The sequence below is a fragment of the Archangium sp. genome (assembly GCF_057119385.1).
Window position 1 is genome coordinate 1 of sequence record NZ_DBNGVP010000231.1, and the last position, 24,717, is coordinate 24,717.

The 24,717-nt window shown below is 69.7% G+C and carries 17 protein-coding genes and 1 pseudogene; 8 read left to right on the top strand and 10 right to left on the bottom strand.

What is annotated here, in order from left to right; genetic code table 11:
• From AC16DP_RS51265 to AC16DP_RS51295, 7 genes and pseudogenes are all read left to right on the top strand, one after another.
• Positions 1-739 (top strand): annotated as a pseudogene (locus tag AC16DP_RS51265) (DUF2380 domain-containing protein); the annotation flags it as partial.
• Positions 740-742: 3 nt separating this feature from the next.
• Positions 743-1,213 (top strand): NUDIX hydrolase, encoded by a 471-nt coding sequence (locus AC16DP_RS51270; RefSeq protein WP_329735118.1) that lies wholly within the window; start codon positions 743-745, stop codon positions 1,211-1,213.
• Positions 1,214-1,234: 21 nt separating this feature from the next.
• Positions 1,235-1,705: an NUDIX hydrolase gene (locus AC16DP_RS51275; protein WP_329735119.1), complete on the top strand. Its 471-nt coding sequence runs from the start codon at positions 1,235-1,237 to the stop codon at positions 1,703-1,705.
• 98 nt (positions 1,706-1,803) lie between these two features.
• Positions 1,804-2,274 carry an NUDIX hydrolase gene (locus tag AC16DP_RS51280; RefSeq protein WP_329735120.1) on the top strand — a complete coding sequence of 157 codons (471 nt, stop codon included), beginning with the start codon at positions 1,804-1,806 and terminating at the stop codon, positions 2,272-2,274.
• Positions 2,275-3,671: 1,397 nt separating this feature from the next.
• Positions 3,672-4,499, top strand: a complete 828-nt coding sequence (locus AC16DP_RS51285) for a hypothetical protein (RefSeq protein ID WP_329735121.1) — start codon at positions 3,672-3,674, stop codon at positions 4,497-4,499.
• 341 nt (positions 4,500-4,840) lie between these two features.
• Positions 4,841-6,028, top strand: coding sequence for a hypothetical protein (locus AC16DP_RS51290; protein ID WP_329735122.1), 1,188 nt, complete (start codon positions 4,841-4,843; stop codon positions 6,026-6,028).
• Positions 6,029-6,031: 3 nt separating this feature from the next.
• Positions 6,032-7,009: a HEAT repeat domain-containing protein gene (locus AC16DP_RS51295; RefSeq protein ID WP_329735123.1), complete on the top strand. Its 978-nt coding sequence runs from the start codon at positions 6,032-6,034 to the stop codon at positions 7,007-7,009.
• A 16-nt stretch (positions 7,010-7,025) separates the two neighbouring features.
• Here AC16DP_RS51295 and AC16DP_RS51300 read toward each other — a convergent pair whose 3' ends face one another.
• Genes AC16DP_RS51300 through AC16DP_RS51310 form a run of 3 tightly spaced genes read right to left on the bottom strand, consistent with a single transcriptional unit; the run spans position 7,026 to position 9,504 of the window.
• The gene (locus tag AC16DP_RS51300; RefSeq protein ID WP_329735124.1) at positions 7,026-8,252 is read right to left on the bottom strand and encodes a PilW family protein; all 1,227 of its coding nucleotides are present in this window, start codon (positions 8,250-8,252) and stop codon (positions 7,026-7,028) included.
• A gap of 2 nt (positions 8,253-8,254) precedes the next feature.
• Positions 8,255-8,824, bottom strand: coding sequence for a type IV pilus modification PilV family protein (locus AC16DP_RS51305; protein ID WP_329735125.1), 570 nt, complete (start codon positions 8,822-8,824; stop codon positions 8,255-8,257).
• Positions 8,825-8,838: 14 nt separating this feature from the next.
• A complete protein-coding gene (locus tag AC16DP_RS51310; protein WP_329735126.1) occupies positions 8,839-9,504 on the bottom strand; it encodes a pilus assembly FimT family protein in 666 nt (221 codons plus the stop codon).
• A 402-nt stretch (positions 9,505-9,906) separates the two neighbouring features.
• Here AC16DP_RS51310 and AC16DP_RS51315 point away from each other — a divergent pair, with 402 nt between their 5' ends.
• Positions 9,907-11,106: a cytochrome P450 gene (locus AC16DP_RS51315; protein WP_329735127.1), complete on the top strand. Its 1,200-nt coding sequence runs from the start codon at positions 9,907-9,909 to the stop codon at positions 11,104-11,106.
• A gap of 63 nt (positions 11,107-11,169) precedes the next feature.
• On the opposite strand, the gene AC16DP_RS51320 is transcribed toward AC16DP_RS51315, so the two are convergent.
• The 7 genes from AC16DP_RS51320 to AC16DP_RS51350 all read right to left on the bottom strand — a co-directional run bounded on the left by AC16DP_RS51320 (position 11,170) and on the right by AC16DP_RS51350 (position 24,485).
• A complete protein-coding gene (locus AC16DP_RS51320) occupies positions 11,170-14,871 on the bottom strand; it encodes an FG-GAP-like repeat-containing protein (RefSeq protein WP_329735128.1) in 3,702 nt (1,233 codons plus the stop codon).
• A 103-nt stretch (positions 14,872-14,974) separates the two neighbouring features.
• Positions 14,975-16,675, bottom strand: coding sequence for a caspase family protein (locus AC16DP_RS51325; protein ID WP_329735129.1), 1,701 nt, complete (start codon positions 16,673-16,675; stop codon positions 14,975-14,977).
• The gene (locus tag AC16DP_RS51330) at positions 16,672-17,430 is read right to left on the bottom strand and encodes a hypothetical protein (RefSeq protein WP_329735130.1); all 759 of its coding nucleotides are present in this window, start codon (positions 17,428-17,430) and stop codon (positions 16,672-16,674) included. The genes AC16DP_RS51325 and AC16DP_RS51330 overlap by 4 nt, the downstream gene beginning before the upstream one ends.
• Positions 17,427-18,068, bottom strand: a complete 642-nt coding sequence (locus AC16DP_RS51335) for an RNA polymerase sigma factor (protein ID WP_329735131.1) — start codon at positions 18,066-18,068, stop codon at positions 17,427-17,429. Before AC16DP_RS51335 ends, AC16DP_RS51330 begins: the two co-directional genes overlap by 4 nt.
• A gap of 96 nt (positions 18,069-18,164) precedes the next feature.
• Positions 18,165-21,881: an FG-GAP-like repeat-containing protein gene (locus AC16DP_RS51340; protein WP_329735132.1), complete on the bottom strand. Its 3,717-nt coding sequence runs from the start codon at positions 21,879-21,881 to the stop codon at positions 18,165-18,167.
• A gap of 313 nt (positions 21,882-22,194) precedes the next feature.
• On the bottom strand, positions 22,195-23,022 hold the full coding sequence (locus AC16DP_RS51345) for an HNH endonuclease family protein (protein ID WP_329735133.1): 828 nt from the start codon (positions 23,020-23,022) through the stop codon (positions 22,195-22,197).
• Complete coding sequence (locus AC16DP_RS51350; protein ID WP_329735134.1) at positions 23,019-24,485, bottom strand: AAA family ATPase; 1,467 nt, start codon at positions 24,483-24,485, stop codon at positions 23,019-23,021. Before AC16DP_RS51350 ends, AC16DP_RS51345 begins: the two co-directional genes overlap by 4 nt.
• Positions 24,486-24,717 lie beyond the last annotated feature (232 nt).

A 24,717-nucleotide genomic window follows, 5' to 3' on the forward strand; every position in this document is an offset into this window, starting at 1 on the left:
GCGCGAGCTCGCCGAGCTCCTCGAGACCATGAACAAGGGGGTGAAGGTCCTCGAGGCGGCGCTGCTGTTGAAGGAGTCCATGGAGGCGCTCACCCTCGTGTCGGCGCTGAAGTTCACCCTGCCCGCGCTGCGCGCGGCGGCGCCCGTCACGCTCGGCGTGGGCCTCGCGGTGGGCCCCAACGGGGTGATGATGGGGACGCGGATGGTGGTGTCCGCCGAGTGGGTGGAGATGATGCGCCAGTTGGTGCGCGCGGGCGTCCTCTCCCTGCCCGCCGTCAGCGCCGCCGTGCGCCTCCAGGCCGGCCACGTGATGATGGCGCAGGGGCACGGCGACCTCCCGAGTGGCGTGCGTGAGGCGCTGGGCGACAGCCCCGAGGTGCGGGGCATGCGCGTGACGGGCAAGACAGGCGCCGGTATGGCCGCGCCCCCGCGTCACCACGTCATGCCCAAGGAGTTCCGCGAGTGGTTCGAGCAGCGCGGCTTCACTGGCGAGCTGAGCATCGAGCGGTTCTGCGTCACGTTGCAGCAGGCCCACCACCAGGCGATTCACGGTGGTGGCGACTGGAAGCAGGGCCGCACGTGGCCGGGTGAATGGAACCAGATGCTCATGGGGGCGCTGCTCAAAGCCGAGTCCAGGGCAGGCCGGATGTTGACGCGGAACACGATCCTGGAGATCGTCGCGGAGCGTATGAGGTTCTATGACATCCCGATGAACTTCGTCCGCTGTCGTGGGAAATGAGCGATGACCGACGGACGCTCCTGGGAGGGTAACTGGAAGGTGCGCTTGTACGAGCGGGTCCGCGAGCGGGGCTACGACTCGCTCACCGCCTTCGCCGAGGCGCGTCCCACCGCTTCGCTGGTGGCGCTGGCCGAGGAGCTGGGGCCGGACGACATCGCGGGCGTGCAGGTGTTCGGCGGACTGTTGGCCGAAGCGGAGCGGCGCAAGCAGGTCACGCGCCTGGTGCGCAGCCTGCTCGTGCGCGAACTGTCTCAGCGTCTCCCCAATGGCTGGCCGACCGTGCTGGACGACGAAAACCGCCTCAAGGTTGCCGTGGCGCTCGGCACGTGGTTTGCCAGTGCTCCTGAAACCCATAAGGAGCGCGTTGACAAGGCAGGCGATTCACTCCTCGCCACGCCGCCGCCGCCCGGTTGGCGTCCGCTCGGGCCGGACGACGAGTTGCTGCTCACGCTCCTCCCTGACGAAGAAGCCTGAGCATCATCACTGGAAGGGACAATGAGCGATGGAGGTGCTTGGGAGGGCAACGTTAGAGCGCGGCTGTATGAGCGGGTTCGCGATCGGGGTTACGACTCGCTCACTGCTTTCGCGAACACCCGCCCTACTGCCTCCTTGGTGGCGCTGGCTGACGAGTTGGGCCCGGACGACATCGCAGGGGTGCAGGTGCTGAGTGGGTTGCTCGCCGAGGCGGAGCAGCGCAAGCAGGTCACTCGCTTCGTGCGTGATGTGCTCGTGCGCATGTTGTCCCAGAGTCTTCCCGATGGGTGGCCGACTGTGCTGGACGATGCCAACCGCTTCAGGGTTGCCAAGGCAATGGGTCGCTGGTTCGCCTACACTCCAGAAACCCACAAGGAGCGCGCTGACAGGGCTGGTGATGCACTCCTGGCCGCGCCGCCGCCGCCCGGTTGGCTCCCGCGCGGGCCTGACGACGAACTGCTGCTCACGCTCCTGCCCGACGAAGAGGTCTGAGTCAATGCTCGCAGAGCCCCGTGGTCGCGCGGCTTGACGACGAGCGCAGGGCAACAGGGGCGCTCATCGCGGTGCGGGTTCATCTCGTGGAGGGGACGATGAGTGACGGACGCGCTTGGGAGGGTAACATCAAAGCACGCTTGTATGAGCGGGTCCGGGAGCGCGGCTTCGATTCGCTCACTGCCTTCGCCGAGGCGCGCCCTGCCGTCCCGCTTCACTTGCTCGCCGAGGAATTGGGCAAGGACGACGTCGCCGGGGTACAGGTCTTGAGTGGACTGCTCGCCGAGGCGGAGCGGCGCAAGCAGGTCACGCGGTTTGTGCGGGACGTTTTCGCGCGCCTGTGGACCGAGAGCGTTCCCGACGGTTGGCCAGCAGTGATGGATGACGAGGCCCGCTTCGCCGTCGCCGAGGCGCTCGGCTGTTGGACTGCCTACACGCCAGAAACACATAAGGAGCGTGTCAAGCAGGCCAGGGCAGCGCTCCGCGCCTCACCACCGCCGCCCGGCTGGCGCCCACTCGGGCCTGACGACGAGTTGCTGCTCACGCTCCTGCCCGACGAAGAAGTCTGAGCTTCACCCCTGGAGAGGACCCTGTGCGAGGGCCATTCCTGGGAGGCTAACGCGCTCACCCTCCCCCCAGGTGGACGGGGGTGAACAGGGAGCGCATCAGCAGGTTCTTGGGAGCGATGGCGCCACGCAGCACGGCGCGAGAGAGGCCACCACCGCACGGGTCGAAGTCCCGCGCGGGCGTGGTGCCCAGATTCTTCAGCGGTCGCCACGTGGGTGGTGCGGCGGGAGCGCGAAGCTCCCGTCGCTCGGGGTCCCGGGCGTGAGCACGTCATCTCCCGGGCGCTGCGTGTCGGCCCGGGTGCTGCGCGCTACCAGGGTGAGCCGTACCTGGCGGATGTTGGCCGGATAGTTCCAGGGCGCCGATGGCGGTGCCGACGAGCCACTCGACGAGGGTGAACCCCAGCTGGGTGGGAAGGGGCGGGCACGCGGAGGAATCCTTGCCCCCGCCGGGCGCGCGTTGCCCAACTCGGACGCGTATCGGCAGCACGTGAGGCGGGCTGACCATCGGATACAAACGGGCCGTGGCGCACGGGAACTCTATGCACGCAAGTGAAGTGGAATCCACGACGTGCGACATGGGGGGGAGGCTAGTGTATGCTGACTGGTGGACTGCCGAGCAGGTCAACCCCGGGGAGCCAAGAGTGAGAGAATTTACTTTCCAGGTTCGCGCACCGGAGCTTCACCTGAGTGACGAGCTTGACCAGATCTCGCAAGGAATGTGGCCGGGCGTCACACCGGTGCGTTCGGTCCGAGTGGATGAGCCGACTGCGACTCTCTTCAGGCCCCATCTTGAAAGCGACTGGGGTTCGCTCTATTCCGCGTTGCCCGATTTTTTCAATCAGTTCGTCAGGGGACGATGGAGGGGAAACGACCAGCAGCACCTTCCCACTACGCTGGTTGGAGACTTCGGAGAGTTCTTGACCGCGTGTGTCCTTCGCACCATGGGCGCAACCCGCGTGGCCCGTGTGATTCGCGCCTCCCATCTACACAGGCCGGATTTTGTTGCCTACTTTCCAGCCCGCCGTGAGGTTCTCGCCATTGAGGTAAAGGCAGGAGCTCTCAATGGGAGCAAATTGGAGGAGGCCACCTGGAATGCGAGCCGGGCTGGACACACGCACCACCTCAACATTTGCTCGCTTCTCCGCAACCGACGTGAGGATGGCATTGAGCAGATCACAGCAATGACTAGCAATCCTGGACGCCGGCGTCCTCCAAGGGGGCATCCGTGGGACCTTGGTTATGCGCGTGTGCCGGCACATCGTACCGCGGTCGCCACGCCGTATTTCATTGATGGTCGCATCTCTCAGGCGGGCCCGCCGTGGGCTCAGCACTCGAAGCCGAAAGCATGCAATGGGCTGCGGTGCAGAGACTGTGTCTTGCCCGGGGCGAGGGGACCCGTGCCTGTGCTGCTGCCTATCTTTTATAACTCCGAGGTCATTCTCAGGCCTCTCCCTCCTCCTGACGACTTGGAGCGCTACGTGGACGCACACGCGCTCGCAGCCAGGGCTGTTTGGACTGGCTCCGAGTCACTGTTTCATTCTGCGTGGATGCAGTTCGTTTCTCTTTTTCATGTGGATAAGGATTTCTATAAGGGGGCTGCTGGCGCGGCTGGTGGTCACCTGTTGGATGTATTGGCTGCGGGTGTCGAAGCGGAGGTTGTCCAGAGCACGCCGCTGCTCTTGAAGGAAGCCGGGCTCACAGGTGAGGTGTTCGAATCCCTGGTGGAGGAGCAACTCCGCGAGGCCGATCCAAAGAGCCAGAGCATGATGGGTACGTCGCGGAGGCCGTCCGTCTCGAAGTTTGAGGCAGACTGGGAGGAATTCTGGCGTACTCGCCCGAAGAAGAAGTCACGAAGTCGGCAGAGGTTGCCTGCCCTCAATCCTGATGGTGGGGGAGCAATTCGCAACTGGGTGAATGAGACTGCGAGCGAGCAATCAACCCAGGAAGCGATCCTGGAGACACCCGGCGCGACCATCTTCTGGCTTCCCGCTGATCCAGACGAGCAAGCTGAGTTCCGAATTGCCTCCGAGACGCCTGACACGACTCGGCGAGTGGTGGATGAGGTGCTCAAACTATTCGGCGGAGGCCGTCCGGGCGCCCAGCGCCTTGAGCTCAGAGTCAGGGACGGCGAAGTGACACTCATTACGGTGCGTGACGGAGCGCTTCTCACGGGTGAGGCGTTCATCAGCGCAGAGGCAACAGCCATCGTGCGAGGCACGCGCTGAACTGTATGAATCGTCTGAGACACTTTGCCCGGATTCGGTGTGACATGCTTCGCCACTATATGAGCGTAGCTCACGCCCCGTTGTGTCTGGCCCTGGCCTTGAATCTCCTGCTGCTGGCCGCCGCATGCTCCTCCTCTCGAGGGTACATGACTCATGGCGAGATACGACAGCCGCAGTCTCCAACTGGTCATGAGTCGCGGGACTCCGACCCAACGAGTACGCTTCCTCGAGCGCAGGCCGCCCGTATCCCTGGCCAGACTCTAGCTGAAGCGCCCAACGAACTGGCGGCCCCCGCCGACAGCTTTCGTCTCTGGCTCCCTCCTCCGCTTCTCAACCCCGCCATGGATGTGCTCACGGTGGACGAGGTCCGTCCCTTCCTGACCGCCTTCGCCTCCCTCTCTCCGCCGTCCCGGGTCCGGTTGCGACTGCTGGAGGTTCCCGGGGCGGAGGGGGCCGGCAAGAGCCCCGCAGAGCCTTGGGAGTCGCGCCTGCGCGAGGAGTTCATCTCCCGCTTCGGTCCGCCGCTGCTGCCACTGCCGGCATCCCTGTCCACGAGTCGCCTCTTCCTGGCCCTTCAACTCGCCCCCCTCTACATGCACGAGGGCATTCGCCAGGCTGCCATCGATCTTTTCACCTCCCAGGCCTTCATCCTCGGTGTCTGTCTGTCGGTCATGGTGTACTTCTCCGCCTGGCTGGCGCCCGAGCCGATTTTCAGCAAGGCATTCGCGGCGGCACTTACCTTTCGCCTGGCCCTGGTGGCTGGCGTGTTGGAGATAGGGCAACTGGCCCTTGCCTGCTTACGCCTGTACCGGGAGTCTGAAGCCTCCACCACCCGCCAGGAGTTGGAAGCCGCTGCCCGGCGTTTCGCCTACTCCATGAGCGGGACCTACCTGAGGGTGTTGGTGACGGTGGCCACTCTGGGCGTGGCCAGGTTCATCCCCCAGGTGCCCGAGGCGGGCATCTGGCGGTTGCTACCGTCGGTGTCCCCCGATGGGCTCGCCGTCGCGCGGTCCGTGACCCACTTGCAGATGGTGGCGGACGGCTCGCTCATCGTCTCTGGCGTAACCGCCAGCGGCGCCACCTGCTCCGCCCTGGCCTGGTGCGCCTCGGCGAGTGCCTCCGGTGGTTCCTCCCCACTCTCCACCCGCTACGGTTCTCCTCATACCCGGCAGAACCCTGCCCACAACGAGGCCATCGAGAAGGAACTGGCCGCCCGGGAAGCCGCCGGACACACCGACTTACGCAAGAACAAGGCCCAAACGAGCGCGGAGGGCTCCCGGCTCTTCGACCAGAATCCGGCCAGCAAGCCGCGCTTCCGTAGACCCGACGTATCCTCCGTGCGGCCCGATGGAACACGACATAATACAAACTATGTCTCTGATCCGAAGGACCTGCAGCGCGAGCTGGAGGCGTTCGAGGCAATGAAGCGAGCGGATCCTGGCGCCATCCACGAGCTGTACATGCCTGACGGCAGGCTGCTCCAGAGATACGTGCCCGCTGGCGTCCACTACCCATCGTCTGGCACGTAGGCAATGACGTCGAAAACAGACACAGCGCGCATGTGGGCCGAGTTGGTGGACGCGGTCGGCGAGGGGGACGAGACGCAGGCCCGGGCGCTGGTGCGTGAGCTCAATGCCCGGCCCCGGCGAGCCCGGGCTCTGCTGGAGGCCATGCTGGACCACGAGGACGCCCGGGTGCGCCAAGCCGGGGCGTTTGGTCTCGGAGAACTCGGTGGTACCGCCAGCGTGCGTCGCCTGGAGAAGCAACTCCAGGTGGAGGAGTCGCGTGGAGGTTACGACGCGGCCTCCGTGATTGAAATCATCACGGAATCGCTGGGACGTATCGCGGACATCTCCGCTCGAGGCGGGCTGCTCCGCCAGCTGGAACGGCTGACGGGGCCGCGGGTTTCTCCTTCAGAGGTCAACACGCTGGCCCGAGCGCTGTGGCGAAGCCGTCACCCGGAACTGAGGCCCGCCGTCCAGCGGGCACTGGATCGCCTGCCGCCAGCAGCGGCTGCCTCCCTGCGCGGACTGTGGGTACTGCTGGAGAAGTCTCCAGGGCAATTGCGCGCCTGGGTCGAGGATGTGCAGGTGCCTGTCGCGCTGAAGGCAGAGGTGCTGCCTGTATTGGAGGAAGAGGTTCCGGATGAGTGGGTGGACGTGCTCCCCGCCTTCATTTCCCTGGCCTGCGCTCAGGCTCCCAGCGCGGTGCCGCAGTTGCGAGGAGACGCGCTCTGCTTCTGCGAGCGCCTGTTCATCCTGCTGATGCTGGACGACAAGCGCCTGCTGATGGCATTGCCAGCCGAGGCCAGAGAGCAGTTGCGCGAGACAGCCCGGACGTTGGTGGCGGCGAAGTCCCTGCGCTGTGCCCTATGGGCCGCGACGGTACTCCAATACGTCGGGCAGCCCGAGGATGTGCTGCTCCTCGAGGCTCATCGTCCCGAGGACGCCACCTTCGCGGAGGTGTTTGACAGGACCATCCAGTCCCTGCGCAGCCCCCCTTCCGGATAGCGCACCGGGTATGGGCTCACCCTCCACCCAGGTGGACGGGCGTGAACTGGGAGCGCATCAGCAGGTTCTTGGGTGCGATGGCGCCGCGCAGCACGGCCCGCGAGAAGCCGCCACCGCGCGGGTCGAAGGCGCGCGCGGGCGTGGTGCCCAGGTTCTCCAGGGGCCGCCACGTGGGCGCGCTGTCGGGGAGCGCGGAGCTGCCGGTGCTCGGGGCCCCAGGGGTGAGCACGTCATCCCCCGGGCGCGCCGTGTCGGCCCGGGTGCTGCGCGCCACCAGCGTGAGCCGCACCTGGCGGATGTTGGCCGGGTGCGAGCCGAGCCGCCGGGGCGAGGAATAGGCATCCTCCAGGCGCGGCCTCTCCAGCTCGGGCGTGGCGATGTGCCACGTCTCGCCCCACGGCACGTCGTCATTCACCCCCACCAGTGGCGGTGGTGTGTCACCCAGGGTGTTGAGGATGTAGGCCACCTGCAACTGCTCGATGCCCACCGCGATGGGCGTGGCGTCCTCGCCGTCGATGGCGCCGTCGTCGTTGATGTCCACTCCCCGGTGCAGCATGAGGTAGGGCGTGGCGCCCGGGGTGGCCGGATCCCCGTCATCGTCGAAGGCCGTGACGTAGAAGCTGTTGCGCTCCACCCGCACCACCACCGGCGGCTCCGTGTCGTGGAAGCACGCCTCCGTGTCCAGCGTGTCCAGCTCGCGGAAGAGCGCGCCCGGCGGCCCCATGGGCGAGTCCACCGGCGCCGGCGCGGTGTCCAGCTTGACGGAGAAGCTCTTCGCGGGCGCCGTCTCGCCCACCGTCACGTAGGCGTAGCGCACCGCGCCGGGGCAGAGCACCAGCAGAATCTCTCCCTTGCGCAGCGGGCGCTGGAGCTCGGTGTCGAAGCGCAGGAAGTCCGTGCCCACCTCGGTGGCGTGGCGGCGGAAGTACAGGTCGCGCGCGTGGACGGTGATGCCGTCCGGGAAGCCCACCCCTCGCGCGTTGCCGTGCGCGTCGAAGGAGTCATAGGCGAGGATGGCCCGGTCCGGGTCCACCCCGTAGCCCGCGTTGCGCACGTGCCGCTCCATGAAGCCCATGGCCTGGCGCACGCTGGACTGCACCGCGCGGCGGCTCGCGTGGGCCTGGTACTGCGAGGCCTGCGAGACGAAGACGAGGCCGATGCCCGTGAGCACCAGCGCGCCGATGGCGGTGCCCACCAGCAGCTCGACGAGGGTGAAGCCACGAGGACGGCGAGGCGCACGCATGCTCAAATCTCCGGAATGGCCGCGGCGCCCCGGCCCATGGCCTGGGGGTTGGCCTTCACCGCCCAGACGTCCACCTGCTTGTACGCCCCCGCCGTGGTGGGAAAGCGCACCATCACCAGGATGCGGCGGGCCTCGGTGTCGCCGTCCGCGTTCTTCACGGGCGCCACCCGCCACGCCACCTCGTAGAGGGAGTCCACGCCGGTGCCACCCCCGGTGCTCACGCTCGCCTGCGCCGCGCCGAGCAGCGGCCGCTCCCCGACGAGCGCCAGCGCATCCGCCAGCTTCACCAGGCCATCCGCCTCCTCGAGGCGCGCGAAGCGCGGGTCCGCCGGAGCGATGGTGCTCTCGTTGGACAGCAGCGTGTGCTCGTAGGGCAGCCGCTCGAAGGCATCCACCAGGTCCCGCGCCACCTTGCTGGCGGTGGACTGGCGCCGGGCGAGCCCGTTCTGCTGGCTGGCCAGCACGTTCATCTGCAGCACGCCGAGCAGGCCGATGGAGAAGATGGCGAGTGCCGCCATGGCCTCGATGAGGCTGAATCCTCGGGCGCCGTGGGCGCGGGGAGTCGGAGACATGGTGACGGTTCCTCCTAGAAGACGCGGATGGCACCGGCCGGCGCGGCGATGACGACCCAGCGCGGCGGGCTGTTCTGGCCGCTGCTCGACTCGGGGGCGAAGGCGATGACACCCCCGGCATCCGTGCCGCCCGTCATCACGCGGACGGTGCCATCGGGAGAGAAGCGGATGACGCCCCGGGTGCCGCCGGTGCCCTCGGTGCAGAAGGTGCATCCCCCCAGCAGCCGGCCCGAGCCAGATGGGGTGAGCGTGATGGCCGAGAAGGGCGCGGGCAGCGCGAGCAGCTCCGTGCGCGGCGCGCCCATGTCCAGGAAGCCCAGGCCGCCCTCGTGGGACAGGCGCAGCTGCTCGTGGCGGACGCCGCCCACGCTGGCCGGGTCGAGCACGTTCTCGCGCGCCCAGTTGAAGGAGCCCACGGCGTCCGCGCGCTCGAGCAGGTACACGCCGAACTCGATGCCGTCGTCATGGAAGACGACGTAGTGGGGCACGCCCATGCTGGTGGCTCGCATCTGTGCGGCGGTGTACAGCGCCCCCACCTCGAAGGCCGCGTTGCTCACGCGCACCCGGGTGGTGCCGTGGAACACCGCGAGGCTCGCGAGCGTGGCCAGGATGCCCACGATGGCGACGACGATGAGCGTTTCGACGAGGGTGAAACCAGCCGAGCGGGACCGGAGGGACACGCGGGAGACTCCTTCCGCCCGGCTGCTTGTGCAAAGCATGGCCCACCCACCCCACGGGGCAGGGTCTCCCTGTCCAAGCCCTTGGAACGAGAGGGAAGCCCGCTCCCTCACGTGACCGCGGGAGTTACCTCGGGCTGACCTTTCTACTGGGAAAGGAATTTCTCTTCCCGGTAACGAATGCACCCCTGCCTGCCCCCGACTCCGGGGCATGCAGGTGAGCCGTCCGGGGTGCGTCAGCCCGCGAAGGGGAAGCGTGAGGAGCTCGTCCGCAGGCCCGCGCCAGCTCGAGAGCACGAGCACCTTCGGCGCGCCGGTGCGGCGGCGGAGCTCGGCGCCGTGGCTGGCCGCGATGGCCCTCCTTGGGGGGGCAGCTCCCCGGCGGAATGCAGTATACGGCCCACCATGAGCCAGCGGCTGAACCTGCTGTCCCCCGAGTTTCGCGAGAATCCCTATCCCTTCTATTCACGGCTGCGCCGCGAGTCCCCGGTGTGCCAGGTGGATCCCCACGGCTTCTGGGCGGTCTCCCGGTACGAGGACATCGTCACGGTGTTCAAGGATCCGGAGCTGTTCTCGTCCTCGGAGATGAAGATCGCCACCCAACCGCCCTGGCTGGGGCGGCGCAATCCGGTCTCGGAGGCGTTGAACCTCGCGGCCCCGCCACAGCATGCCCGGCTGCGCGGCCTCGTCAGCCGCGCCTTCACCCAGTCCATGGTGGGCCGCATGGAGCCGTTCGCGCGCGAGGTCACCTCGCGGCTCGTGGACGCGCTGCCGCGGGGAGAGCCGGTGGATTTCCTCTCCGGGTTCGCCCTGGGCCTGCCCACCAACATCATGGGACTGATGATGGGCGTGGACCCCTCGCTGCAGAAGGAGTTCAAGCGCTGGTCGGATGACATCAGCGGCGTGGTGGTGGTGGCTCCGGACGATGTGGCGCGTCAGGCCGAGGTGCGCAAGACCCTGGATGACATGGAGTCGTACATCCTGGCGCTGATCTCCCGGCGCCGGGCCAGTCCGGGCACGGAGGACCTGGTGACGGATCTCCTCCGGGTGCAGGAGAACGGTGAGCGCCTGACGGACGCGGAGGTCGTCTCCTTCCTCGTGCTGCTGCTGGTGGCCGGCCTGGAGACGACGACGTACCTGCTCAGCCACATGGCGTTGATCCTCGCGCGCAACCCGGAGTGGTTCGAGCGGCTGCGCGGCAACGAGGCGCTCATCAAATCGTTCATCGAGGAGGTGCTGCGCTACGAGCCGCCGAACCACGCCCAGATGCGGGTGACCACCCGGGAGACGACGCTGGGCGGGGTGAAGCTGCCCGCCGGGGCGATGGTGCTGCTGCTGCTGGCCTCGGGTCTGCGGGACGAGAAGTCCTTCCCGGATGCGGAGCGGTTCGATCCGGAGCGGGGCGTCCAGGCCAACCTGGCCTTCGGCCACGGCATCCACTTCTGTCTGGGTGCCCCCCTGGCCCGCATGGAGGCCCGCGTGGCGTTGGGGAAGCTCCTGGGCTCGTTCCGCCGGTTCGAGCTGGCCACGGACCGGGTGCAGTGGATTCAATCCCTGTTCTTCCGCGCGCCCGAGTCCCTTCCCCTGCGCTTCATTCCCCTCTGACCGTCCGCGAACGGAGGAGGGGGCGCACGGCCGGGGTTCCGCGGGCCGTGCGCCGGGCCGTGCTCAACGCTGGAGCAGCAGCGTGCCCTGGGCGTACAGGGGGGCTCCCGTGAGGATGTCCGGACGCCCATCCGCGTTGACGTCGAACACCGCGAGCTCGTGGGCGCCGTTGCGCACCCCGAAAATCCGGGGCGCGGCCAGCCACCCGTACGTATCGCCCCTCATCAGCGACACCGAGTCCATGCCCGGGTTGGCGCACAGCACGTCCCGCTCCCCGTCCCCATCGAAGTCCAGCACGGCGACGGAGAAGCAGTTGCCGCCCGCGGGGTAGCTTCGGCCCGACCACCCCATCCAGCGCCCCCAGCCCGTCAGCACGTGGACGCTGTTGTCGTGGCTGTTGCTGCGCACGATGTCCAGGAAGCCGTCGCCGTTCATGTCCACCAGGACGAGCTGGCCGCCGTACTGGCCCGTGCCCGAGGTCGAGACGTCGATGGGGGGCAGGAAGGTCCCATCGCCCCGGCCCTTGAGCAGCAGCACCCCTCCGCCGGGTGAGTCCTGCAACACGACCAGGTCCAGTGCGCCGTCCTTGTCGAGGTCTCCCAGCGCCAACGCATCCGGATTGGGGCTCGTCGTCACGACCGTGGGGGCGGCGAAGGTGCCGTCGCCCTGGCCGAGCAACAAGCGGACCTCCTGGGTGGAGTAGCCGGGCTCGGGTTGGTACGACACCTGGCAGACGAGGTCCGTCCGCCCATCCCCGTTCACATCGCCGAGGGCGACGTGGCTCGGATTGGCCCCCACGGGGATGTCGGCGGCCGGGCGGAGGGTGCCGTCGCCGTTGCCCAGGAGGAGCCCGAGCTTCATGGCGCCGCCCGTGCCGCGCCGCACCACCACGTCCAGGGCCGCGTCCCCGTCCACGTGGCCCACCGTCAGGCTCCACACCGGGCCTCCCACCGGCACGGGCGTCTGGGCGCGCAGGCCCTCCGGGCCGCCAGCGAGGTGCACCTGGACGCTGTCCGCCACCGGGGTGCTGACGAGGTCCATCTTCCCATCCCCGTTGAAGTCTCCCCGGGCGAGCGCGCCTCCGGGGGCCTCTCCCAGCGACAGGCTCTCGGGGCCGTTGCGCCACACGCGCACGTCCTCGCTGTGGTTCTGGACCGATGCCATGTCCTCCAGGCCGTCCCCGTCGAAGTCACCGGTGATGAGGGAGACGGGGCCGCGTCCCGCGGGCAGCAGCACCGCCGGCTCGAAGCTCCCCGCTCCCTTCCCCCGCAGCACGGCGAGGGCATCCTTCCACTCGAGCGTCACCACCAGATCCTTCAGGCCGTCGCGGTCCAGGTCCATCGCCGCCAGGCCCAGGCCCGTCGAGGTGCCGCTGGTGTCCAGGAGCGTGTCCACGCGCACCGCCGCGGAGAATCCTCCCTGGCCATCTCCCCGGAGGAGGTGGACCTGGACTTCCTTGGAGGTGTCCTTCCGGACGAGCACCAGGTCCTGGTGTCCGTCGCCGTCGAGATCGTCCACCCGGAGGGTGTCGGCCTCGGGAGTGGTGATGTTCCGCGTGCGGAAGGTCCCATCCCCGTTGGACAGCAGGGCGGCGCTTCCCATCCAGCCCCGCCCGATGGCCAGCAGATCCTTCCGGCCGTCCTCGTCGAGGTCCGCCGCCGCGAGCCGGGTATCGGTGGTCACGCTCAACTTGCCGACGAAGCCGCCCAGCGTCCCCTCGCCCGCGTTGGCGAGGATTCCCAGGGAGGGCGCGCTGGAGGAGCCTCCGATGGTGGCCACGTCGAGGCTGCCGTTGCCGTCGAAGTCGGCGAGGACGAGCGAGTCGTCCGGGGTGGTGCTCAAATCGGCGTACGACATGCGGTAGGACACGGGGTCCGCGAAACCGGACCCCTGGCTTCGCGCGACCCACAGGTTCCCGAACCCGTCCGGCCAGACGAGATCCTCCACGCCATCACCATTCAGGTCCCCGGTGGCCAGGCGGTTCAGGTTGTAGCGGAGCGTCTGCCGCAAGGGAGGCTCGAAGCTTCCGTTGCCCAGCCCCAGCAGGAGGGACACGGTATCGTTGGAGTCGGGGGCGACCACCAGGTCCAGATGGCCATCGCCGTTGAAGTCTCCCTTCATGCCGCGGAGGGCCGTGGTGTTCAGGGGTTGGACGGAGTGGGTGGGGAGCCGGACCTCGCAGGGGCGGGCGGCGGCGGGCAGGGTGCGCTCGAGCGTCGCCGAGCCGGGCGGGGTGCCGGGGACGCGGGCGCTCAGGCGCACGCGGACGGTGGCGGCACCGGGCACGTCGAAGCCGCGGTCCCAGAGGAACTGGTGGGTGCTGCCCCCGGGTGAGGTGGGGCGCGCGAGCAGGCCCTCATGGGTGGTGCTGCTGGCCTGGGTGGCGCGAGCGAAGGTGCCGCTGCCGGTGGCATCCACCTCCACGGAGACCTCCGCGCGCACCCCATCCGGCTGGCGCAGGACGTAGGAGACGGTGAGGCAGCCGGCGTTCGAGCCCACCCACTCGAGGTCCGTCACCTCGACGGGCGCGGGGCGGGGACGCACGGTGGCCGAGGACGCGGAGGGGCCGCTGCCCACGGCGTTGGTGGCGGACACGGTGAAGGTGTGGTCCTGGGTGCTGCTCAGGTCCGTGAAGGTGGCGCCGCGCTTCGAGGCGTCCAGCGTCATGCGTGCGCCGGAGGGGGAGACCTCCACCACGTAGCCGGTGAGGCGCCTGCCGCCATCCTCGGCCGGGGGCTCCCACGTCACCGTGGCCGAGCGGGTGCCGGCCGTGACGCTCAGCGCGCGGGGCGGCGAGGGCACGCCGGGGGTGCGCACGGACGCGGAGAGGAGCTTCGGGCCCACGCCCACCTCGTTGCGCGCCGCCACGGAGAAGGCGTACGCGGTGTCGTCCTCCAGCCCGCTGTACAGGACCTCCCGGATCTCCGCCCCCACCTGGAGCGGGACGCCGTCCGGTTCGAGCGTCACCACATAGGCGTCCACGGGCATGCCCCCGGTGCTCGGGGGGACGCTCCAGGTGATGGTGACATGGCGGAGACCCGGGGTGACCTCGACGCTGACGGGCGCGGAGGGCACGGTGGCCGGCACCACATATGCCGAGGTGGGGGAGTCGGGGCCCTCGCCCACGGCGTTGAGGGCGCGCACGGTGAAGGTGGAGGGCTCGCCATTGCTCAGCCCTCCCACCACCACGGAGCGCGCGCTGGCGTCGGCCGTGACGCGCACGCCCTGGGGCTGCGCGGTGACGAGGTAGCCGGTGAGGGGCGAGCCGCCGTCCGAGCCGGGCTCCGTCCAGCTCACGCGCACCTGGCCATCGCCGCGCACCACGGAGGGCCGGGGCGGTGCGCCGGGGACGTCGGGCAGGGTGACGGACTCCGAGCGGCTGGCGAGTCCTCTTCCCACCGCGTTCACCGCGGCCACCGAGAAGCGGTAGGTGGCGCCCGCGCGCAGGCCGGTGACGCGGGCGGTGGTGCCGTCCGCCGTGACGGTCAGGATGGCCTCTGGCGGCTCGGCGCTCACCTGGTAGCCGGTGAGGGCGCTGCCTCCGTCCTTCTCCGGGGGGCTCCAGGAGAGCGTCACCGCGCCCGGCTCGGCGTGGGCCTCCACCGGCCCCGGGGCCGAGGGCACCGTGGGCTTCGTGGGCGGCTCGGTGACGGGCGGTGGGGGGTCGGGCGGCTGGGTGGTGATGGGCTCCAGCTCACAGCCACCCGCGCCCACCAGCAGCGCGAGGAACAACGGAATCAGTCGACGGGACCTGCGTTGGGACACGGCTTCCCCCCTCGGGACGAATCGAAAGGACGGCATCGGTTGTCCTGGATACGGAGGCAGGCCGCGCGCCTGGTCGTCCGCGCCCGTCTTTTTTCGAGGCGGCTCAGTACCCGAGCGCCACTTCGACGCCCGCGAGGGGGTCTCCCCGCTCCCGGCCGTCCGCGGTGAGGAGGTCCACACCGAAGAAGCCGGCCACGCGCACCCGCAGGCGCTCCTGGTGGACCACCATGCCGCCGGACAGGTGGGTGGAGAAGACGGTGGGGTCTCCCTGGGTGGTGCCGGGGTAGTTCACACGCACCAGGCTCCAGCCGCCCGCGGCCTCGATGAACGGCGTGACGGGCCCGGTGCCCTGGAGTCCCACGAGTCCCTGCACGGAGAGCCGCTGCAGGGCCACGTCATCCCGCATCAGGGGCGAGAAGACATACGCGGCGCGCAGTCCGAGCGTGAAGGGCGCGCCGGAGGTGCGCAGCGCCACGCCCGGCCCGGTGACGAAGGGGGACAGCCCGAGCGGGGCGCGCTGGGTGACGAGTCCCGCCTCCCAGGCGAGCACGGGCCGCGGCTCGTCCTGCTGCGCGAGCAGTGCTCCGGCGGCGGAGGAGAAGTCCACCGGGACGAAGGACGAGGTGGCCACGTATTGCTCGTAGAAGCGCCGGTCGAAGGGGATGGCGAAGAGGCCGCGGCGCAGGGCGTCCTCGGCGGGGCCGCGCTCGCGCAGCTCGCGGGGGTTGAGCCGGGGCAGCCCGTTGCCGAGCTGGGCGAGCGTGATGCGGGCCTCGGCGGTGGGGGTGCGCACCCAGTAGGACTCGCGGACGGGCAGGCGCAGGGACACCGCCTGGTGCCCGGCGCGGCGGATGTCCGCGAGCCGCCGGCCCGCCTCGTCCTCCACGGAGATGCGCGCGTGCTCCAGCCCGGCGGGGAGCAGGAGGCTCGGGCCACGGGGCGCGGAGTCCACCAGCGGGCGGCGCGGCTCGCGGGACGGGGCGTAGGCGTGCACGGAGAGGCGGATGGGGATGGCCTTCACCTCCTGGAGCGAGGCGGTGACGAAGGCGGCCAGCTCGCTGTACTCCACCGCGCCGTCGCCGTTGACGTCCGCGCCGCCCATGAGGCCCGAGCGCACCACGTGGCTGAAGACACCGGCGCGCAGACGGGACCACTCGTGCGTCTCGCCGCTGTCGCTCTCGGCGAAGGTGGCGCCCACGTGGGGCCGGGTGGCGAGCTGCTCGCGCTCCAGCACGCCGCGCAGCTCGGCGAGCACCGCCACGTCCGGCTTGCCCCGGCTGCCCACCACGCCCGAGGCCCGGCACGCATCCACCACCACGTGGACGAAGTCCGCCCCGAGCGGGTCCACCAGCCGCGTGTAGAAGGCCGCTCTGTCCAACCGGCCGCCTGGCAGGGTGAAGTAGGCGCGCCCGAGCGCGTCGGTGTTGCCGTGGCCCACGTAGATGAGCAGCACGTCCGTCTGGCGTCCCCGCGCGTGGTCCGCCTGGATGTCCTCGCGCAGGGCGGCCACGGCCCGGGACACCTCCTCGAGGGTGGGAGGCCGCGTGCCGCCGAGCACCGCGGCGTCCGTCTGGCGCGTCTCCTCGTCCGCGTCCACCAGGAGGGTGGTCTCCACGCCGAGCCGCCGCAGCGTCTCCGTCCACAGCACGCCGTCGTCGTCCGCGTAGCGGAGGGGCGGGAGGGACGGGTCATCGCTGGTGTTGTGGGCGATGACGAGCGCCCGGCGCACGGGAGGGGCGGCCGAGGCGAGGGTGGCGAGCAGCAGGGGGGTGGCGAGCACCGCGCCGGAGAGGCGGAGTCTCATGGCGTCACCTCTACCTGAATGGGCAGCCGGAGGACCACGGCCCCCTGGTGCGGCTCGCCGCGCAGGGCCGCGAGCGCCTCCCGGGGCGAGTCCGCGAAGGCGGCGAGGACTTCCACCTCACCGGCGGGCACCTGGAGGGGCAGGGTCGTCTCCAGGGGCTGCTCGGCGCCCGGGCGTCCGGTGACGGAGAAGGGGCCCTCGGTGGCCTCGAGGCGCCGGGTGCGCAGGCCCACCGCGACATGGGAGAGCGGTGCATCCGCTCCCACGGCGAAGGCCAGCTGCGCGCCCGGGGGACACGCCTGGGAGGGCTCCAGCTCGCGCAGGGGCTGTTGCCTCACGGCGCAGAACACGCGCAGCGCGGCCCGTGCGGGACGGCCCGAGCCTCCCCGGGCCTGCCACGTGTCGTCGGCCTCCTTCGGCTGGACGAGCATCACCAGCACCGCGAGGCTCGCGGCCGCGAGCATGCCTCCGGCCAGGGAGAGCGAGGGCCAACGGGAGCGCGAGGCCTCCGGCTCCGCCGCCGCGAGGGCCGCCGCGAGTCCGGTGTCCGCGAGCACGGCCAGCTCGGTGCCGGCGGGGGTGTGCGGGTCGCCGTGCTCCAGCAGCCGCGAGGCCCGGACGAGCCGCTCGTAGGAAGCGCCGCACCGCTCGCAGGCGTGGGCGTGCCGGAGCAGGCGGGCGGACTGGCGCGGGGACAGGGTGCCCTCGGCCCACCGCGCCAGCAGGCCGTCCACGTGGGGGTCGAACCAGCTCATGGGACTCTCTCCATTCCGGCCAGGGGGACGTCCAACCAACCCCGGGCCAGCAGGTGCTCGGTGAATCGCGTACGCAGGTGGCGCTCCCTCACCCGGACTTCTCCGCGGGTGAGCTGGAGGCGCGCGGCGGCGGCCTCCTGGGAGAGGCCCTCCATGAATCGCAGCTGGGCCAGTGCCCGGGCCTCTTCGGGCAGCGCCTCGAGGAACTGACGCACCAGGGTGCGCACCTCGGCCTGCAGGGCCTGCTCCTCGGGGCCGTGCTCCTCGGTGGGCGCGTGGGCGAGCTCGGGCGCGTCGTCGAGCGGCACGGCCTCGCGGGCGATGCGGCCCGAGGCCCGCAGGAGGTCCACGGCGGTGGAGCGCGCCAGCGTCAGGAGGAAGCCGAGGTAGGGGCGCACCCCGTCATAGGCCTGGCGCATGGCGGGCCGGAAGGCGCGGACGAAGGTCTCCTGATGCGCCGCGTCGAGGTCCAGGGCGCCGAGGGAGACACTGTGGACGCTGGAGCCGGAGCGGACGGAGAAGCGCCGGGCGAGGTAGCGGGCCACCTGGGGCGAGTAGGTGCGATACACCCGTGTGAGGGTGGCGCGGTCCCCGTCCCGGAAGGCCTGCAGCACACTCCGGTCTTCTCCTGGCAGCACGTGTCTCCCACTCCCTTTTTCTTCCATACGGAGCGAGCCCGCCAGCCGGGTCGTCCGGTCCGAAGAAAAATCTCCCGCTCCTGGCGAAGGGCCGGGTCAGCGCTGGAGCAACAGCGTGCTCCGGGCCTCTCCGGAGGTCCCCAGGACGATGTCCGGGCGCCCATCCGCGTTCACGTCGAGCACCCCCAGCCCGACGGCGCCGAAGCGCACCGCGAAGATCTGGGGCTCGGCGAGCTGACCGTAGGGCTTCCCCCTCAGCAGCGACACCGAGTCCGAGCCCGGGTTGGAGCACAGCACGTCCTTTCGCCCGTCCCCATCGAAGTCCAGCACGGAGAAGGAGGAGCAGTTGCCGCCCGCGGGGTAGCTCCAGCCACTCCAGCTCCCCCAGGTCGTGGCGGTGTACGTGGTCAGCACGTAGACGTTGCCATCGCCGCTGCGCACGAGGTCCGGGACGCCGTCCCCGCTCATGTCCGTCAGGACGAGGTGGCCGCCGAGCTGGCCCGCCTTGTCCGTGGTGAGCACGGGAGGCAGGAAGGTGCCATCCCCCTGGCCCTTGAGCGTCAGCACCCCGCCCCCGGAGGACGTCTGCGCCACGGCCAGGTCCAGGACTCCGTCCCTGTTGAGGTCTCCCAACGCGAGGGCGCCCGGACTGGGGCTCGTGGTCACGAGCGCGGCGGGGCCGAAGGTGCCCGCCCCCTGGCCGAGCAGCACGCGGACCTCGTCCGTGGAGAAGCCGGGCTCGATGAAGCGCCTCACCTGAAAGGCGAGGTCCATCCGTCCATCCCCATTCACATCCCCGAGGGCGGCGTGGAGGGCCTGGGCCCCCACGGAGATGGGCGTGCCGGTGCGGAAGGTGCCGTCGCCATTGCCCAGCAGGAGCTCGACGGTCTTGATGGCGCTCTCGCCGCTGAGCACCACCACGTCCAGGGCCGAGTCCTCATCCACGTGGCCCACGACCATGCGGTACACCCCGCTTCCCACGGGCATGGGCGGCAGGTCCCTCAGGCCCTCCGGGCCACCGGCGAGGTGCACCTGGACGGTCTTCGCCGCCGGGCCACTGAGGAGGTCCATCTTCCCATCCCCGTTGAAGTCTCCCTGGGCGAGGGGGCCGGTGGGGCCCTCGGGCAGCGACAGGGCCTCGGGGCCACTGCGCCAGACGCGCACGTCCCAGCTGAAGGACTGGACCGTCGCCAGGTCGTCCCTGCCGTCCCCGTCGAAGTCGCCCGCCGTGGCGGAGATGGAGACACGTCCCGAGGGCAGCATCCGCGCGGGCGCGAAGCCGTCCGCGCCCCGGCTCCGCAGCACGGCGACGGTGTAATTGTACTCCATGTCGTACAGCCCCACGGCCAGGTCCTTCAGGCCGTCGTGGTCCATGTCCACCGCCGTCAGGGCCAGGGGCCACGTGCCGAGGCTGATGTCCGGGAGCGAGTCCACGAGCACCGCCGCGGAGAAGCCTCCCTGGCCATCTCCCCGGAGCAGGTGGACCTGGACGCGGCTGGCGGAGCCGTCCTTCCAGGCGAGCACCAGGTCCGTATGGCCGTCGCCGTCGACATCTCCCACCGTGAGGGCGTGGCTCCCTGCGGTGGTGGGGATGGAGGGAAGGGCGGGGGAGAGGGACCGCTGGCGGAAGGTGCCATCCCCGTTGGACAGCAGGGCGGAGCTTCCGAACCAGTTGCGGCCGATGGCCAGCAGATCCATCCGGCCATCCTCGTCGAGGTCGGCCACCTCGAGGAGGGCATCCCTCGGCACGTACGCCTTGGGGGTGAAGCCGCGCAGCGTGCCGTCGCCCGCGTTGGCGAGGATGCCCAGGAAGGGGAAGGGGGAGCCGGAGCCGCCCAGGGTGGCCACATCGGGGCTGCCGTTGCCGTCGAAGTCGGCGATGGCGATGGGGCGGGTCGAGGTGTCGCTCAGACTGGAGGACCCGAGGGGGTAGGAGACGGGCTCGCCGAACCGGCGCATGACCCACAGGGAGCCGGAGGAGGTGTCCATCCAGAGCAGCTCGTCCAGACCATCGCCATCCAGGTCCCCGGCGCTCAGGCGCTTCAGGCTGCCACGGAACTTCCGCGCGAAGGGGGACCGGAAGAAGCTCCCGTTGCCGAGCCCCTCCAGGAGGGAGAGGGTGTCGCCGGAGTCGGGGACGACCACCAGGTCCAGCCTTCCATCCCCGTTGAAGTCTCCGCTCACGCTCGTGGAGGGCGTGGCGGTGAGGAGCTGGACGCTGCTGGTGGGCAGGCGGAGCTCGCAACGGCTGGCGGGAGCGGGCAGGGTGCGCTCGAGCGTCGCCGAGCCGGGCGGGGTGCCGGGGACGCGGGCGCTCAGCCGGACGCGGACGGTGGCGGCGCCGGGCACGTCGAGGCTCCGGTTCCAGCGGAAGCGATGGGGAAGGCCCTCGGGAGAGGAGGAGCGAGCGTGCGTGCCCTCATGCGTGAACGAGCCGTCTTCGGCGAGGGCGCTGGCCTGGGTGGCGGTTGCGAAGGAGCCGCTGCCCGAGGATTCCACCTCCACGGAGACGTCGGCGCGCACGCCGTCGGGCTGGCGCAGGGAGTAGGAGACGGTGAGGCAGCCGGCATCCGAGGTGTCGAGCTGGAGGTCCGTCACCTCGACGGGAGCGGGAAGGGGACGCACGGCGGCCGGGGGCGAGGCGGTGGCACCAGGGCCCACGGCGTTGGTGGCGGACACGGAGAAGGAGTGGACCCGGGTGCTGGTGAGGCCGGTGAAGGTGGCGCTGCGCGTCGAGGCGTCCACGGTGATGCGGGCGCCGGAGGGAGAGGACTCCACCACGTAGCCGGTGAGGGGCCTGCCGCCGTCCTCGGCCGGGGCCTCCCACGTCACCGTGGCCGAGCGGGCACCCGTCGTGACGCTCACCGCGCCGGGCTGCGAGGGCACGCCGGGGGTGTGCACGGACGCGGAGGGGAGTCCCGGGCCCTCGCCGACCTCGTTACGAGCCACGACGGTGAAGGTGTACGCGGTGCCGTTCTCCAGCCCGCTGAAGGTGACGCCGTGGGCGTCGGCGTCCACCTCGCGAGAGGCGCCGCCCGGCGAGGCCGTCACCACGTAGCTTTGCACGGACAGGCCGCCGGTGCTCGCGGGGGCGCTCCAGGTGATGGTGGCCTGGCGGATGTCGGCGGTGGCCTCGACGCGGGTGGGCGCGGAGGGCACGGTGGCCGGCACCACGGCAGGTGAGGCGGGAGAGTCGGGGCCCTCGCCCACTGCGTTGAGGGCGCGCACGGTGAAGGTGGAGGGCTCGCCATTGTGCAGTCCTTCCACCACCACGGAGCGCGCGCTGGCGTCGGCCGTGACGCGCAGGCCCTGGGGCTGCGCGGTGACGAGGTAGCCGGTGAGGGGCGAGCGCCCATCCGAGTCGGGCTCCGTCCAGCTCACGCGCACCTGACCATCGCCGCGTACGACGGACGGCTGGGGCGGAGCGCCGGGGATGTCGGGCAGGGTGACGGACTCGGAGAGGGTGGCGGGGCCTTCACCCGCCTTGTTCACCGCGGCCACGGAGAAGCGGTAGGTGGCGCCGGCGCGCAGGCCGGTGACGCGGGCGGTGGCGCCGGTCACCGAGACGGCCAGGGAGGCCTCTTGCGGCTCGCCGTGCACCCGGTAGCCGGTGAGGGCAGTGCCTCCGTCATTCTCTGGAGGGCTCCAGGAGAGCGTCACCGTGCCCGGCTCGGCGTGCGCCTGGACGGGCCCCGGGGCCGAGGGGGCCGTGGGCGGAGGCGTGGGGGGCTCGGTGGTGATGGGCTTCAGGTCATCGCAACCACCCGCGCCCACCAGGAGGGCGAGGAACAACGGAATCAGTCGACGGGACACACCACGGGACACGGCTTCCCCCCTCGGGGCGAATCGAAAGGACGGCATCGGTTGTCCTGGATACGGAGCGAGCCCGTGAGGCTGGTCGTCTGGTATTTCTTTTTTCCCATGGCGGCCTACCGCATCGACGCGAGGACGGACATCGCGTGCGTGGGAATCTGGGACGCGGGCCTACCCCCCGTGAAACACGCCACCGAGGGGGAGGCGCTGGAGGCGAGCGGAGGGTCCGCTTCCCGGAGGCTCCGTGGAGTTGGACGACACGCCCGGGGCCTGACGCCCTCCGTGCCGATGTCCAGCTCGTTGGGGCGCGGGCCTACCCGGGAGTCGTCAGCCCTGGGGTGGGGGCTGCTCTGACGGGCGGCCTCGGCAGGTCGAGGCCCCATCGCCCCCGGACGTCCACTGGGACGAAGTGGTCGATGGCATCGAACGACAGCGCGATGAAGGGCATTCGGGGCGTGAGGAACGCGCGGACGCGCCGCCACGTCGAGCGGATGAGGTCCACGTCCTGGCGCGCGATGGCTTCATGGGTCGCGTCGGTGCGTGGCTTCACATGGTCGTTCACATGGGTGTCGTAGAGCGTCAGGAGATCCGCCCGGTCGAGTTTCAGGATCTCGATCGTTCGCTGGCCACGCCTGCTTCCGTTTCGCCCGACCGGTTGCCAGTGGCTGCCATCGAAGACGAACTGGATCAACTCGACGGGGTCCTCAGCGCAGGGGTCGATGAGGGTCGGCAGCTCCTTGCCGGGCGGCTGCTCCTCGGGGACGAGCGGCACACTGCCTGCTTCGAGTGGGAACAGGTCCTTCTTGGCGGAGCGGTTGCAGATGGCGCAGCTGAAGAGGAGGTTCTCCCATGTCCAGGCGAGCCACCAGTAACCCTTATCGACCGTTCCATTCTGTCGATCGGCACGTGCCTTGGGTCTGAAGTGCTCGACATCGCTGTAGTCGCACTGGACCTGATGCTCGCAGTAGCAGCACCGCATCAACTGCCGCGTCCAGAGCTCCCGCTTCACCACCGCATACGCTTGCCCGATTGCATCGGAATCGAGCGTGCCCGAGGCGTTCATCGAGCGTACGCGGTGCAACTCCGCGGTACGAACCGGAGCGAGGTCGGTGGGCTCGGGGCCCCGCTCGATGCGGATCACGGCATGTCCCTCGGCACCGGCGGCAGTCCCAGGTCGAGGCCCGCCTCGGTGAGCTTCTTCTGCAAGCGGAGCATCTCGGCGTCTTCCTCATCGGTGCGCGTCGGATCGCTCGAGAGGTACGTATAGCGCCGCAGTTCGTCTCCGAGGTCGCTCGGGTAGAGCTTCTGGATGTTGAAGAAGCTCGAGTAGATCTCACTGCCCGTCATCAACCTGGGCGAGGCGGGGGGCGCCTCGGCGACGACATCGCCGTTCTCGTTCAGGCGGAGCATGACGATCTCGTGCCGCTCGAGCGCGGGCAGGAGCATGGGCGAGTGGGTCGTCACGATGAACTGCATGCGCGGAAACACGCGCTTGAGCACGGGGACGAGCCGCACCTGCCAGGTCGGATGGAGGTGGAGGTCGAGCTCGTCGATGAGCACCATGCCCTCCATGTCCTCAAGGGGGACGGCCTCACCGATGTCGAGGTACATCTGGCCGATGAGGTCGGCGATCCACGCGATGGTGGACTGGTAGCCCTGGGAGAGCCAGGTGGCGGGTACCTTCGTCTTCTGGCCGGAGAACGCGAACTCGAAGCTGTGTGACCTGACCAAGTCTCCCGGCTGCGTCACGCCGCCTCTACCGCGCAACTCGACAGCATCCACATGGGGCAGGAGGTGGTTGTCGACGAACACCTTCTCGAGCGCCGCGATGAAGGGCTCGAAACGAGGCGTGTCCGCGAACTGGTTGGCGAAACCCGTGCCGACGAGTGGCGCCTTCCCGAAGAGCGGCTCGAGCCGGTTGAGGATGCGGTCCTTCAACTCGGACACGCTGAGGGGGACCGGCAGTTGGCGCTGCGTGCCGTAACCCGCGACGAACCAACCGGGAAAGGATTTCGCACGGGCCTCGATCATGGGGCTCCGGTGCGCGAGTACGCGGTCGAGCATCTGGGACAAGGATGCGCGGTCGTCACCCTTCAACTCTCCTACCTCCAACTGGAGATGCTCAAGCAACTCATGGTAGGAGCCAAGGAGCGCATTTCTCGTTTCGACAACATGCCAGGTGAATTCGCGAATGGACTCCAGCGCTCCGGTCGGAGCGAACCAGGAGTCTCCCGAGAAGGTCGACTGCTCGGGCTCGATACGCACAACGCTTCGTAGGCGCGGCGCGCGTTCGCCCTCAACGGACACCTTGGATTTTGGGAAGAGACGCCACTTCTCCAATCGGGTCCCGAATTCGAAGTCGGCACCCACCTGCACGGTTTCACCCGCTCGTCTCACGTCGGGCAGCGAGGGGACGTCCGCCAACTGGTTGGCCCGGTCGGGGCCACTTGCTGCCAAGGCGATCGCTTGAAGCAACGTCGTCTTGCAGGCCCCGTTTTCCGCGACGAACACAGTCCACATGCGCGGCTTGTCCTCGTGAGTGAAGTCGAGGACGAGGTCCCGCATGAGCTTCATGTTCTTCACGTGCAGCCGGGTGATGTACATGCGTCCCTCCGGCCGCTCTTCTAGCGCCCTTGCGCCCTGGGAGGCCGATAAATGAACGGAGCCGCCCGCCGCTGAACGGCACGCGCCTCGACGTCCACGGGGTCAACGAACTTGTCCAACTGTTGGAGTGCGCCAGGCGAAGCCTGGGTGAGGAGGAAGCGATGTAGGAGCGGAAACTTCACGAAGGGACCCTGCGGGTTCAAACCCCGCCCGGCAAAGGAGGCCGCCAGCC